At 38.4% G+C, this 12,912-nt stretch carries 19 protein-coding genes; 12 read left to right on the top strand and 7 right to left on the bottom strand.

Annotated features, from left to right (window positions below; translation table 11 throughout):
• Positions 1–30 precede the first annotated feature (30 nt).
• Complete coding sequence (gene glnA / locus BBA02S_RS04605) at positions 31–1,365, top strand: type I glutamate--ammonia ligase (protein ID WP_041100173.1); 1,335 nt, start codon at positions 31–33, stop codon at positions 1,363–1,365.
• Positions 1,366–1,432: 67 nt separating this feature from the next.
• On the opposite strand, the gene BBA02S_RS04600 is transcribed toward glnA, so the two are convergent.
• The 6 genes from BBA02S_RS04600 to BBA02S_RS20180 all read right to left on the bottom strand — a co-directional run bounded on the left by BBA02S_RS04600 (position 1,433) and on the right by BBA02S_RS20180 (position 5,962).
• Positions 1,433–2,620 (bottom strand): tyrosine-type recombinase/integrase, encoded by a 1,188-nt coding sequence (locus BBA02S_RS04600; protein ID WP_041113128.1) that lies wholly within the window; start codon positions 2,618–2,620, stop codon positions 1,433–1,435.
• A gap of 283 nt (positions 2,621–2,903) precedes the next feature.
• On the bottom strand, positions 2,904–3,110 hold the full coding sequence (locus BBA02S_RS04595) for a hypothetical protein (protein WP_041100177.1): 207 nt from the start codon (positions 3,108–3,110) through the stop codon (positions 2,904–2,906).
• A 124-nt stretch (positions 3,111–3,234) separates the two neighbouring features.
• On the bottom strand, positions 3,235–4,455 hold the full coding sequence (locus BBA02S_RS04590; protein WP_041100178.1) for a type I restriction endonuclease: 1,221 nt from the start codon (positions 4,453–4,455) through the stop codon (positions 3,235–3,237).
• A gap of 211 nt (positions 4,456–4,666) precedes the next feature.
• Complete coding sequence (locus BBA02S_RS04585; protein ID WP_041100180.1) at positions 4,667–4,939, bottom strand: hypothetical protein; 273 nt, start codon at positions 4,937–4,939, stop codon at positions 4,667–4,669.
• 205 nt (positions 4,940–5,144) lie between these two features.
• Positions 5,145–5,618 carry an ImmA/IrrE family metallo-endopeptidase gene (locus BBA02S_RS04580; protein ID WP_052475272.1) on the bottom strand — a complete coding sequence of 158 codons (474 nt, stop codon included), beginning with the start codon at positions 5,616–5,618 and terminating at the stop codon, positions 5,145–5,147.
• A complete protein-coding gene (locus BBA02S_RS20180) occupies positions 5,618–5,962 on the bottom strand; it encodes a helix-turn-helix domain-containing protein (RefSeq protein ID WP_041100183.1) in 345 nt (114 codons plus the stop codon). Before BBA02S_RS20180 ends, BBA02S_RS04580 begins: the two co-directional genes overlap by 1 nt.
• 152 nt (positions 5,963–6,114) lie before the next feature.
• Between BBA02S_RS20180 and BBA02S_RS04570 the strand changes: the two genes are divergently transcribed.
• Both BBA02S_RS04570 and BBA02S_RS21235 read left to right on the top strand, forming a co-directional pair.
• A complete protein-coding gene (locus BBA02S_RS04570; protein ID WP_041100184.1) occupies positions 6,115–6,354 on the top strand; it encodes a helix-turn-helix domain-containing protein in 240 nt (79 codons plus the stop codon).
• 16 nt (positions 6,355–6,370) lie between these two features.
• Positions 6,371–6,505, top strand: coding sequence for a hypothetical protein (locus tag BBA02S_RS21235; RefSeq protein WP_255211742.1), 135 nt, complete (start codon positions 6,371–6,373; stop codon positions 6,503–6,505).
• A gap of 51 nt (positions 6,506–6,556) precedes the next feature.
• Here the strand turns inward: BBA02S_RS21235 and BBA02S_RS04565 are convergent, their stop codons facing one another.
• Complete coding sequence (locus tag BBA02S_RS04565) at positions 6,557–7,114, bottom strand: hypothetical protein (RefSeq protein WP_041113129.1); 558 nt, start codon at positions 7,112–7,114, stop codon at positions 6,557–6,559.
• 64 nt (positions 7,115–7,178) lie between these two features.
• Here BBA02S_RS04565 and BBA02S_RS20550 point away from each other — a divergent pair, with 64 nt between their 5' ends.
• From BBA02S_RS20550 to BBA02S_RS20545, 9 genes are all read left to right on the top strand, one after another.
• On the top strand, positions 7,179–7,925 hold the full coding sequence (locus tag BBA02S_RS20550; RefSeq protein ID WP_052477226.1) for a phage antirepressor N-terminal domain-containing protein: 747 nt from the start codon (positions 7,179–7,181) through the stop codon (positions 7,923–7,925).
• 67 nt (positions 7,926–7,992) lie between these two features.
• Complete coding sequence (locus BBA02S_RS04555; protein ID WP_041100190.1) at positions 7,993–8,283, top strand: group-specific protein; 291 nt, start codon at positions 7,993–7,995, stop codon at positions 8,281–8,283.
• Positions 8,280–8,789: a helix-turn-helix domain-containing protein gene (locus BBA02S_RS04550; protein WP_041100192.1), complete on the top strand. Its 510-nt coding sequence runs from the start codon at positions 8,280–8,282 to the stop codon at positions 8,787–8,789. Before BBA02S_RS04555 ends, BBA02S_RS04550 begins: the two co-directional genes overlap by 4 nt.
• Positions 8,786–9,022: a hypothetical protein gene (locus BBA02S_RS04545; protein WP_041113130.1), complete on the top strand. Its 237-nt coding sequence runs from the start codon at positions 8,786–8,788 to the stop codon at positions 9,020–9,022. Before BBA02S_RS04550 ends, BBA02S_RS04545 begins: the two co-directional genes overlap by 4 nt.
• Positions 9,023–9,329: 307 nt before the next feature.
• Positions 9,330–9,497, top strand: a complete 168-nt coding sequence (locus BBA02S_RS20170) for a YqaI family protein (RefSeq protein ID WP_082040163.1) — start codon at positions 9,330–9,332, stop codon at positions 9,495–9,497.
• A 300-nt stretch (positions 9,498–9,797) separates the two neighbouring features.
• Positions 9,798–10,655 (top strand): exodeoxyribonuclease X C-terminal domain-containing protein, encoded by an 858-nt coding sequence (locus tag BBA02S_RS04535; RefSeq protein ID WP_041113132.1) that lies wholly within the window; start codon positions 9,798–9,800, stop codon positions 10,653–10,655.
• A gap of 186 nt (positions 10,656–10,841) precedes the next feature.
• Positions 10,842–11,933, top strand: coding sequence for a hypothetical protein (locus BBA02S_RS20950; RefSeq protein WP_052477227.1), 1,092 nt, complete (start codon positions 10,842–10,844; stop codon positions 11,931–11,933).
• Positions 11,923–12,702, top strand: a complete 780-nt coding sequence (locus BBA02S_RS04525; protein ID WP_041113133.1) for an ATP-binding protein — start codon at positions 11,923–11,925, stop codon at positions 12,700–12,702. The genes BBA02S_RS20950 and BBA02S_RS04525 overlap by 11 nt, the downstream gene beginning before the upstream one ends.
• 11 nt (positions 12,703–12,713) lie before the next feature.
• Positions 12,714–12,890 carry a hypothetical protein gene (locus tag BBA02S_RS20545; protein WP_156141411.1) on the top strand — a complete coding sequence of 59 codons (177 nt, stop codon included), beginning with the start codon at positions 12,714–12,716 and terminating at the stop codon, positions 12,888–12,890.
• Positions 12,891–12,912 lie beyond the last annotated feature (22 nt).

Below are 12,912 nucleotides of genomic sequence, written 5' to 3'. Positions count from 1 at the left end.
AGTGCCAAATCATAAGGAGGAATTATTTTTATGGGCAAGTACACAAAAGAAGACATTATCAATTTAGCAAGAGAGGAAAATGTTAAGTTCATCCGCCTGCAATTCACTGATATTTTAGGAACGATTAAAAACGTTGAAATCCCAGTGAGCCAATTGCCGAAAGCGCTGGACAATAAAATGATGTTTGACGGTTCTTCTATTGAAGGCTTCGTGCGCATTGAAGAGTCTGATATGAACTTGTATCCGGACCTTGATACATGGGTTGTATTTCCGTGGACAGCGGAAAAAGGCAAGGTAGCCCGCTTGATTTGTGATATTTACATGCCTGATGGCACACCATTTGCTGGAGATCCGCGCAGCAATTTAAAGCGTGTGTTAAAAGAAATGGAAGAACTCGGTTTTTCAAACTTCAACTTAGGACCTGAACCGGAATTCTTCTTGTTTAAACTGGATGCTAACGGCGAGCCGACTTTAGAACTTAACGATAATGGCGGGTACTTTGACTTAGCGCCGACGGACCTTGGCGAAAACTGCCGCCGCGATATTGTTTTAGAGCTGGAGGAAATGGGCTTTGAAATTGAAGCTTCTCATCATGAAGTGGCGCCAGGACAACATGAAATTGACTTTAAATATGCCAATGCTTTAACAGCTTGCGATGATATTCAAACATTTAAGCTAGTTGTTAAAACTATCGCGAGAAAGCATGGCTTACACGCAACCTTTATGCCAAAACCGCTGTTCGGCGTAAGCGGATCAGGCATGCACTGCAATATGTCGTTATTTAGAGAAGGAAAAAATGCTTTCTATGATGAAAAAGGCGAGCTGCAGTTGAGTGAAACAGCTTACCAATTTATCGCGGGCACAATCAAGCACGCTAAAGGATTCACAGCGATTACTAATCCGACGGTCAATTCGTATAAGCGTCTTGTGCCAGGATATGAAGCGCCTTGTTATGTTGCTTGGTCCGGACAAAACCGCAGCCCGTTGATTCGTATTCCATCCGCACGCGGCATGAGCACGCGCGTGGAAGTGCGCAGCGTGGACCCGGCAGCGAACCCATATTTGGCAATGGCTGTCCTTCTGCAAGCGGGTCTCGATGGCATCAAAAACGCCATGACGCCACCGCCTGCAGTAGACCGCAACATTTACACAATGAATGAAGAAGAAAGAGAGCGGGAGGGTGTAGAAGACCTGCCGGGTACATTGGCAGAAGCTCTTCGCATGCTGAAGAAAGATGAAGTGATTCAAGCTGCTCTTGGCGAACACATCCTCGAGCACTTTATCGAAGCCAAAGAAATTGAATGGGATATGTTCCGCACACAAGTTCATCCGTGGGAACGCGAGCAATATATGCAAATGTATTAATAGTGAAACCCCTTGAGCCATCTGGCTTTAAGGGGTTTTTGTTTGGGGGCAAACATTATATGGAGTGTCAGCCTTTTGATTCTTGCCCCTTTTCTGCCCCCAATATAATATTTTCTGTATATTTTTCAAAACGTTCAATAGCATCTGTTTCAATTTTTTTGCTGACATGAGAATATACGTCGCTAGTAATTTGCATAGAGCTATGACCAAGAGCCTCTTGGATGAATTTCATCTCTACATTGGATTCTAGCATCAATACTGCGTGTGTATGCCGCAAGCTGTGAATACTTAAATTAGGAAGGCCGGATTTATTTAAGATTCTCCTAAAAGCACTGAACAAGGTTGATTTTGAAAGAGGGGAGCCGTCTTCGCGACAAAACACCAAATTTAGGTCGTGATAGTAATGATCCTTAAAACGTAGCTTTTGATCGTTTTGCCGTATTTTGTGCGTCTTTAACTCCGCAGCCAATCTTTTTGTGATAGGTATCTCTCGAGTAGAGTGATAGGACTTTGTATCATCAAACAGTTCATCATCCGATTTTGCTTCGTAATCCAGTGTTTGTTCAACCTTAATGCGGCTTTCATTTAGATTTAAGCAGTTCCATTGTAAAGCGAGCGCTTCGCCTTTACGCATTCCGGTTTCAATTAGAAAACGAAAGAATAAATAGTAAGTTGGGTTATCCATTAATGCTGCCTCTAAAAAGTCATCGATTTTTTCATACGGAATGAATTTTAAGTCAGTCGGGTTATCTTTCTTTCTTTTCTCTTTTACCGAATAGATCGTAATATCCTCGCATGGGTTGTCTTGAATTTTCTTTAATCGCCGTGCTTTTTTCATTGCGCTATACATCGTTCCATGTATGATCTCAACCGTACGCTTGCTGTATCCTTGCTTGATCAAATGGTTGATAAATTTCTGGTAAAGGACGTGGCTTACATCCGACAGCTTGATATTTTGAAAGTAAGGGACAATATGATTTTTGATATTGCGCTCGTGAATGCGATACGTATTTTTAGCGACCTTTCCGCTTTTGTATTCTTTTAGCCAATAGTCCAGAAATTCCGCTAACTTTTCATCGCTGGCGGAATCAAAGCCTAAGTCAATCTTTCTCTTTATTTCTTCATACGCTTTAACGGCTTCCAGTTTTGTTCGAAAGCCTTGTCTTTTTATTTCACGCTGTTTGTCTGTTATTGGATCTTTATATTTGAAGCGAAACATCCAATTTTCTTTTCCAATCTTTTTAAAACTCGCCATATCTATTCTCCTTTTAGTTTAAGCGTAGTAGTTAACTTGTACACCTTCAAGATGAGGGGAAGTACAGTCGTCACGATCTTTCTATGCGCAGTGAGAAATATGCTTTATAGTGTGTACTAATAGCTACATGTCAGAAGGACAGTTAATATTCAAAGATAGGCAATAGCCATAAATAGCGGTTAGAAGTTTCCGAAATCTTCTGGGAGAAATACAAGTTTCATAGCCAATGCTTTAAACTTTGTTTTATAAAAAAGAATGTACGTTCTGCGAGAAGGTAAAAAAGTTAATCCTTCTTCGATCGGCAAGCACCAATAGTGTAATCCTTTACTCTCCTCGGTGTTTTGTCTCCTTTAAATTCACCATACAATTCATCGCCGATCATATAAATTTTTTCGAACACCGGTATTTTAATCCATTCGTGCTTGCTGGGATTCTTTAAGGCTTCGCGTCTCATCTTCTCTAAACGTTTCATTTCAAATTCAGACATCATGTTAAATCTCTCCTTTTGTGCGAATGTATGTTCTTTTTATGTGTGAAAGAAAAGCCCAAAGAGGGCTAAATAACCTTTTTATATGAAACTCTGCGACAACATTACTTTCAGAACTGAAAATTAACTATTGAATACTATTAAAAAATTCATCGATATTTTCAACCTTTGATACAAGATTCGGGATGTCTCTAAACGAAAGGTTGGATAGGCAACTTTTCAAGTAGTAAGTTTTTTCATTTGTAATCTTATTTGTTCGGAAGCCTAGTCGTGCATTAATAAATCCGGTTTCTCTGACTATCGGATTTTCTTTCAAGAAGTTAGCAATTTCATTAGATTTAACTGTGTATAGTGTAATATCAGTTTGTTGGTTATAATATTGGCCAATCAAGTAGCCAACAATTGTATTACCTTGTGTAAGAACTGATGAAACAAAAAAGTCGCTCAGAGGGTTTCCTCTTTCTACAGAATATTCTTCTTTAGGTATCTTTAATAGTTTTTTATAAGATTCAGAGTTTGGCAGTACTACCTTAACGCCTCCAAATTCTTCGAACGAACCTAACGATTCAAGTTCTTCCATAGAATAATAGACTTTCTTATCGACTTGTGATACTTCTTCAACTTCTGGAGCTGCCTCCTGCATTGCTTGGTTAATATCGAATTTTTCGCTAATGATCTCAGCCAAAGATTCTTGAATGCATTTTTGAACTAATGGACGCGCAGTATTTATAAACTGTTGAGTGACCTTAAATTTAAATCTTTCTTTTATCACAAACTTAATAAAATCATCATTTGGATTTTCAAAAATCTCTTTGATAACTGATTTGAAGGCTTGGGAGTACATCATAGATTCAGCAAGATTTTTTATACTTTCATAATCATAAAGATTTTTGGAAAACTTAATCAAGTAGCTGAAATCTTCTTCGTTATAGTTAGTTATATTAAAAACAAAAAAAGGCTTAGAATCCATTATGTTAGCATTATTTAAATCAGTGAAAAAGTGATATTCTATCCCATTTGTCAGGATTCCCAGTCGTACACTAGGAAAAGTGCTGAAATATCTGCTTAACTGTGGAGCATTTTTAGTAATTTTACTCGTTACCGGCTTAGCCTCAAGAAAAATTTTTGGTTCACGGTTTATAAAAATAGCATAATCTACTTTCTCATTCTTTTTATGAAAATCTGCTGTGAATTCTGGTGTCACTTCTTGAGGGCTATACGTATCATATCCTAGTCCTCTGAGCAGAGGTAAGATCAAAAATTGCTTGGTTGATTCTTCGTTCTTTATGAGTTCTTTATTATCGGTAGCAACTTTATTTAACATTTCTAGCGTTTCTTTAAGATTCATTGTACCTACACTCCTTTTCTTAATCCAAGCGGACTGCGAAACCAGTATCGTTCAATGGTTAAAGCAAAACGCATGGCATGGCATAGTATTAGTTGTAATACAGATATTTTCATCCGCCTTGACTGAAATTACTTTAAATTCCTTCACACTAAATCGTTTTGTAATATCTTTTGCTGTGAAGAAAAATACCTATGTTAGTTAGTTTATTTTTTCAATCAAATGTACCAAGAATCCATAATAACCCTAATAATACAAATAGCCATACTGCCCAATTTTTATAAACGGGTACTTGCTGAGTTTCCTTTTTTTCTTTCGGCCGGTAAATAGATCTTCCCCGATTCTCACTAATCCTTTTTTCTCTTCGCCACTCATTTGATTTGTTAAAAAAATATAAGAAAATTTCTTTTAATATTAGAGCTATAAACACAATTGCTATAACGACTATAATCGGCAAAACCATTATATTTAGGAGAATATCAATCATAATAGCCACCTTTTTATGTAGGTCGAATATGCAAATGAGAATGTAAATCTTATTAGTTAACAGCAATATATAAATATAACGCCGATCTCTCTATCGAAATTTCTTTCGACCATCTTATTACATTGAATATTAATATATACAGACTATGAAAATAATCCCATGTAATAGTTAAAATAAAGACACGCTATAGCGTGTAGGGGTGTTTTTATCCATATTTTGCAGCTTTTGTGTATTTAACTAATTCAATTACATCTGGAAGTCCTAATCTGAATTTGATCATTTCCAAAGTTACATCGAAATATTCAGCAAGATGATGCTGAGTCCAATAACACTCCCACAATACTGCTCTCTTAATGTCTTTGAAAGGTATTAAAAACTCTGCCGCCCACTTCATTGCTTTATATTCTACTTTACTCACATTTAACCTTTTGTGGTAACTCATAGTTTGTCTAGAGATACAAGGACCAACTGTTGTGAAGTGATGACCTAACTCTTCAGCTAACACACACCGGAAATAAGCAGGTGTTTCTAAAATCCGTTTTGACAAACCTATATTTGGAGGAAGACCAGGTTCAAACAAATACACAGCTTCCAAGGGAGGGGGGAAGTCCCAGTATTCAATGACTATTCCCTCATCTAGAGCAACTTTGAGAAGTTGCGATGTTTCAATCGAACGCATCAGAACTCCCCGTCCCTATTCTTTCTTCCATATTTCTGCCGGATATAGTCCTTGTACTCCTCTATTGCCCGAATAGCTTCCTCTGGCAAGTCATCCATATGGTCATCTGAACGGTGTGCAGCTAGATCTTGGTGTGGGGAGGGGGTATTTGTCCTGCCCAATAAATAATCTGTAGTCACATCGTAGAAGTCGGCTAACTTTTGTAATGTCTCATAATCAGGTTGGCGAAAATCGCGCTCATAATTAGAAATGTTTTGGTTGGGAACTTTTAAGCGGGAAGCTAATTCTTTTTGAGTTAAGTTAGCTTTCTCCCTTAAAGATCGTAATCTTTCACCTAAAGTCATTGCTTTATCCTCCATTATGTATATTCCAAATTGTACTATATTCTTCAATATGAATAAAATCTTTATACGAAAAGTATATTTAATGGTTGACTTATACGAAACGAAGAATTAATATGGAGTTATAAGTTCTTCATTTCGTATATTTTTGGGGGGTGAGAAAAATTAAAGTTTATGAAAATTTAAGAACAATTAGGAAATCTAAAGGGATTACACAAGTGTTTATTGCTGAGAAGCTAGGTATTCCGGTGCAAACTTACAATGGATATGAGTTAGGTAGACGCATGCTGAAGGCTGATATGCTCTTCAAAATTGCTGACATATTAGAGGAGCCGATTGAAAATTTTTTTGAGAAAAAAATATACGAATCGAAGAAAAAGAAAGAAGTCAGCTAACAAAAGGAGTGATCAAGTGAGCTTAGAGCAACGCATTACCACTCTTGAAAAACGAGTTGCAGATTTAGAAAAGAAAGCCACCGCGGCAACGGCGGCTAAAAATATTTTCAGAAGGGAGACCTTACTTTATGTTTATAGGACTGTCTTTTAAAGAATGGGTTGGCATTCTAATAGTAGCTACAGGTATCTATATGCTAATGCATTAAGCTATATTAATTATCCAATTAGTTAAGAATAGCATTATCAATATGAAGATGAGTCCTTTCCAAGTAATTAAAAAAAGGTAATGAGCAAGGTCTAATTTATCTTCGTATTGATTTTCATCTAGCTTGTAATAAACATTCCTAACTGGGAGACCTAACCGTTTCCTTGTAGATTCGAAACCATAATCAATTTTTGAACAAAGTCTCTTATACATTCTATTAACCTCTACTTCATCATAGTCCGAATGACGGATAGAACGGTTAATCTTTCTAATATACGAAATGATTCGAGGATCAACTAATTCATAATGTGATTCACAAATTTTATTTAATTTAGATAACAAGTTGTTTAGTTGGTGAATGCCAACATCTTTAGTTTCTTTATAAAGAAATGGTTCCATTAAAGTGAACATTGGCAAATACACTTTATAAAGCTGCTCCTTTTTCACAGATGTTGTTGATTGATAACGAAAAGTATAGTAGGCAAACCAAACTGTCAACAAAATACTCAACCAAGTAACTACAACTGTAGAAAAAGATTTAAATGTCTCTAACATTTTCTCACCCCCTTTCCATGAAAATATTACCACAGGAGGAGAGGGACACTAAGGAGGAATCAGATTGAATCAATTACAACTAGTTGAACAAAAAACCGTCCGCTTTGATGGTGATGAAATTGTGGTCGTCAAAGCGAACAACGAGAAAATCTATGCTGCCGTTAAATGGGTTTGCCAAGGAATGCAGCTAACAGAAGGCCAATATCAAAACCAAACGAGGAAACTAAGCGACGATCCAGTGCTGGTTCAAGGTATTGCAAAAATGCAACTCCCTACAAATAGTGGTGTTCAAGATGTACTTTGTATTGATCTCGAATTTATGCCCTTGTGGTTAGCGAAAATTAACGCTGGCATCATCTCTGATGAAGTCATTCGAAACAAAGTAGTGTCCTATCAGTTGAAAGCAAAAGATGTTTTAACGAAAGCATTTATGCCATCCGAAAACGTTGTACCGATGTCGAAAGATCAAGCGTTGGTTACCGTTCTTCGTACTACTGCTGATCTGGTTGAAGATACTCAAGCAATCAAAGAAGAGCAGCATGAAATTCGAAAATTAGTTACTCAAATCGATCAAAAAGTCGAAGAACAGATCACTCTCACATCTGGTGAACAGAGACGTCTGCAAAAAGCAGTTGCTTCAAAAGTGTATGAGCTTTGCGACGATCCAGCCGAGCGGCCTAGTTTATTCCGTGAAATTTACCGCGAAATCAAAGATCGCTTTGCTGTTGCTTCCTATAAAGATGTAAAGCAACGGGAACTGCAGTCAGCTATTCGTTATGTAGAAAACTGGATTCCTCGTCGTGTTTCTTAATTACAAGTTTACTAGATTTTATGTACTTCAAAAATAAATAAACAAGTACAAAAGGGAGGGGAGCGCTTTGATTAAAGTATCGGTTGATGAAGAAGCTTTGCAAGAAATTTACCGAGAAGAAGTGCGAAAGAAGCTGGAGAAAGCGAGCAAGGATCTCGTGTTTTGGGATACCGCAGAATTAAAAAGGCGAACATGCATGAGTTGGAACACAATCCAGAATACATTCTTCTTTGATCCACGCTTTGAAAAATTCAAGCTTGGAGGCAAATGGTATTTTCCTGCTGAACAGGCGGAAGCATTTTTGCTTTCCTGGTTTGATGAACAAAAACAATCTGGAAAGAGGAGGAATATGGCATGACAATTGGGCAGAAAATTGCGGAAGCCCGACAGCGGACAGGCCATTCTCAAAAGTCCTTGGCTGCTATGGAAGAAATTCCAGTTTCAAAAGAATCAATCGCTAAGTATGAAACAGGTGCACGAAACTTTCCGAAGGACATGTACCCAAGAATTTCGGGGGCGCTTGATGACCCACAGTTTTATTTCGAAACATGGCAAGAAACAACGGGGTACGTGAGTATGCCTTTTCTAGATGGACCGGCGATTGAGAGAAGGGCCGCAGCCATGGCTCATCTAGTAAAAAAAGAAACAGTCGAAGCTATTGAACGGGTGGAGAAAACATGTTGGTTCAGTCCGCCTGATCAACGGCCGGAAGAAGAAATGAATGAGTTAATAGGAGAATTACTCGATGCGGCAGCCAGTATGACAAATCTAGTCGCTGCTCTTTGTAAGGAAAATGAACTTTCTATGAAACGAGCATTTCAAAAATGGAGAGTCAGTCTGAAAGCGAGGAAATACGAAAAATGACAATAGAAACGAAAAAAAAACGATGTGCACACAGTTTTATTTACAGAATGGAAGAATGCTTGATTAAAGGAGAGTTGGAGGAAGCTGAACGGACAGTATTTGACTTTCTAGATTCAATTAGAGAACTGAAAAAGTTACAAGCAGCAAACGAAAACAGACAGCAGTTAGAACAAGTGGTCCAGCGTTTAAGAGAACAAGGAATCTTAGCAGAACGGGTGGCCAGAATTGGTTAGGAGGATGAACCGTGCAAACAGAGATATTGATCGGGTTAGGAATATTCACATCATTCGTCTTCGGCTACTATTGGTGCCTGGCAACAGAAGAAACCAAAAGAGATCAAAAATAAAAGCGGCAAGCTCTAGGAAAGCCTACCGCCATGAAAGTACTTGGACAACTTAAGTATACCACACTTTTGAACTGATGGGCACTATTTTGGTGCTCATCGAGCTGATCGGGAGGGCCTCCTATCCACCTTCATCCCTTCATTTTCCTTCCTGGTCGGCTCGATGGACATCATCCATCAGAAAGAGGGTGAACTAGATGAATATTGAAAAGGTGACAGATCATCCGATTGAAGATTTGTTTGGTGAAGAAATATGTACTAAGGATTTATATTTCATCATGCCAGGCGGAGAAATCGTTCTTAGTCACAACTTAGGTGATTATATGGTCACGCACTTAGGCGCTATAGAAAAACAAGCAAAATAAAAGACCCCTGTTAGCGGCAGGAGTCAAAAAAATTCAAATATGTAATTACTGTCATTGTAACACGATCTACAGTGCCAGTAAAGCGGGAGTGAATATAATGAATATTTGCTTGAAATCATCTTTTTTAAATACAAAAAAGATTTGTCCAGAAATGGCCGATAGTCAAGCAATAAATATGACATACATCGGTTTAACACATGCAATAGCCCACATTGGCTCGCATGATGATTTGGTTACGTTATCTAAGCAGTATGAAGAATTAATCAATATATATGTCTTGAAAAAGGGGGCGAGCTAGGAATGTCTAACTTAGCAGCCTCCCAGCAAAATTCATCATTATCCCTGATTGATTCAGTGGATTTAGGTGCTGTACAGAATACATTAGCCAAAATTAATCAATTTCAGTTAGTCGTTCAAAACACATTAAAAGCAAATCATGATTATGGAATTATCCCTGGTACTAGTAAGCCTACATTGCTGAAACCGGGAGCAGAAAAGATTCAAATGCTCTTTGGTGTCACAAGCGAATACGAAGTGGTTGAACGTATCCAGGATTATGATAAAGGTTTTTTCGCTTTCACTGTGTGCTGCCGAATTTATAAGAATGAAATGAAGATCACGGAAGGTGTCGGGCATTGCAATACTCGTGAAAAAAAGTATGTGAAGCAAGATCCATATTCCATGGCTAATACATGCTTGAAAATGGCCAAGAAGAGAGCGCAAATTGATGCCACTCTAACCATTGCCAGTTTATCAGAATTGTTTACGCAGGACGCGGAGGATATGCAAGGTTATCTCCAAAAGGAACAAATTGAAACCATGACACCACAGGATGCCGGCGCCATAAAGCTGAAATTTGGTAAACACAAAGGAAAAACACTCGGGGAGATTTATCGATCAAATAAAGACTATCTTGAGTGGTTAGCTGGTCAGGATCGAACAGATGCCATGATTAAGAAAGCTATTGAAATCATGTTTGCTGCAGTCGTGGAAAAAGGTTCAAACCAGCGACAACAGAAGCCGCCTCAACAACAGGATCGTAGTCACACATCCAAAGGAGCAAATTCAAAAGAATCTATGACCAACAATACGAGAAATCAGCAGTTTGATAATGAGCCTTTTGTAATTAGAGATGAGGATCTTCCTTTTGACCTGTGATGCTTAATAACAATGTTCTTTATAAAGTAGTCATTCCTGATTGGTGTAAAACTAAAGCTTCTACAAACGCAGAGTACCTCCAAAACATCAAAAGGTATATGAGTACCAGTTATCCGGATCGAAAAATTCTGAGGATTGCAAATGGATTTGTTGAATGTGAAAGAAAATTTTGAGGAGTGATCGGGGTTGGAAAAAGTCATAGAAGCGTCATCGGGGTTCGTCATCCAGCCCCGATTGCAGTTTAAGACTATAAAGGACAAGCTGCTCTACCAAATGCTAATGGAAGAAGCTAATTATGCTGCTTCTGCCCGTTGTGAAGTCGGTCAAACAATCATTATCTTGACTAACCTATCGAAAGAAATTGGATGGTCAAGAGACATCATTAAAGGGTCGTTAGATCGGCTAGAAAGAATGAATTATATCCAGATGGAAACACTGCCACAAAAAAGAGGGCTGCTGATCACTGTCTGCCATTATAAAGAGTTTCAATCACTGGCTACTTACCAGAAAGAAAAGGTAAAAAAAGAGTCAAAAAATCCACAAGAGAATCCACAAGGAGATCCACATGAGGAACCACAAGAGAATCCACATGAGGGAGAGTCTGAAAACCCTTGTGGGAGTAAGGAGGAAGGCATGTCAAAAAATCAAAATCCACAAGAGAATCCACATGAGAACACACAAGAGAAACCTCATGAGATTCCACATACTATAACAGCATTTATAAACAGCATTATTAACAGCAATATAAACATCAATAAAACATTAAAAGAATATATCACCGAAGCGAACGTGAAAAGCATGAATTTAACTTCCGCTGACGATATGGAAATCTTTGTTGATTTCGCTTTGCGAACCAACGCTTTGCCAGCTGGTATGTCTAAGAAAATACTAATCTCTTATTTTGAATGTATTCGCCTTACCCGCCAAACTTGCACTATTTCAGCTGCTTTGTTGGCTAAGCACATTGAGAAGTTGAGCAAGTACAGTATAAACCAACTACATTATGCCCTCTGGAAGCACGTTGAACAGCATGATGATAAACGCGAACAGTATACGTTAGGAATTCTTCGAAATACAAAAGAACACGAAGCAAGACGCGGGTTAATGATCTTAAAAAATAAGAAGGGAGTTATCGCGAATGGAAATGATGAGCAACTTGCTACAGCAGTTGGAGCGGAGCAATCCAGCACTCGCGCGGAAGCTGAAAGACTCGAAGAATTGGCCAGAAAAAAAGGACTTGCTGGGGGAACGATACGAGACGTTAACGTTGATTACTGATGATTGTCCCTACAAGAAATGTGATGGAACAGGGCTTATATGGATTAAGGATCATCAAGAAAATAAAGAGTTTATGAGAAGGTGCCAATGTAAAGAGATTCGTGCCTTGAGTAGAAAAGTGAAGTGGGCACGGATACCGGAAGAATTTCAAAAAGTAACGATTAATTCTTTTGATATTAATCTTTATTCTGAGCAGCAATCTAAAGAAAAAGCGGCCATGGCAAAGAAAATAGCTGCTAATTTTGTAAAAAAGTTCGATGTGCTGTCCCAGCAGGGAAAAGGGCTCTACTTCTATAGTTCGGTGAAAGGCAGCGGCAAAAGTAGACTGGGCTGCAGTATCCTAAATGCTTTGCTCCAAGTACACGATACAGAAGAAAATCCGTTGTCCGTTTTTTATACTCCTACAGCTGACTTGTTAGGCGAAATTAAAAACACTATGGGTGGCAATAGCAACATGAAGTCATCAGATATTATTGATGCCGCCAAGACTGTAAAGGTGCTTCTGCTTGATGATATAGGCGTTGAAAAGGCCAGTGATTGGGTGGAAGAGACGCTTACTAGAATTCTAGATTACCGGCTTCAAAATAAAAAGATTACTTTGTTTACCAGCAATCTCGAAATAGATGAGCTGGATAACACTTATCCTGCCGGCCGCATTAGTGATCGCATCGATAAAATGACCTTTCCGGTTCACATGCCAGAGGAAAAGATACGGAGAAAGTTAGCTAAGCAAGAAAACGAAAGCTTACTAGACTTATTACTCGAATAGGGGGAGACGCAATGTGTAAATTATGCAACGGCACTTATGTTGATAAAGGCGGCAGTGGATCTTTGATGTTTGTTCAGCCTTGTCCGAACTGTGGGCCAATGCCAGATGCGGTTTGGGAGAAACATCGGGCAGATTTCAAGAAACGCTTTGAAGAAGTTAAGCGTCTGGTTGGAAAGGAAGTCAGTTGATGGCAGTTAAAAGAAAAGTGAA

The sequence above is a fragment of the Bacillus badius NBRC 15713 genome, assembly GCF_001591605.1.
GTDB classification, from domain to species: domain Bacteria; phylum Bacillota; class Bacilli; order Bacillales; family Domibacillaceae; genus Pseudobacillus; species Pseudobacillus badius.
This window is presented reverse-complemented; position numbering and strand designations above follow the sequence as displayed.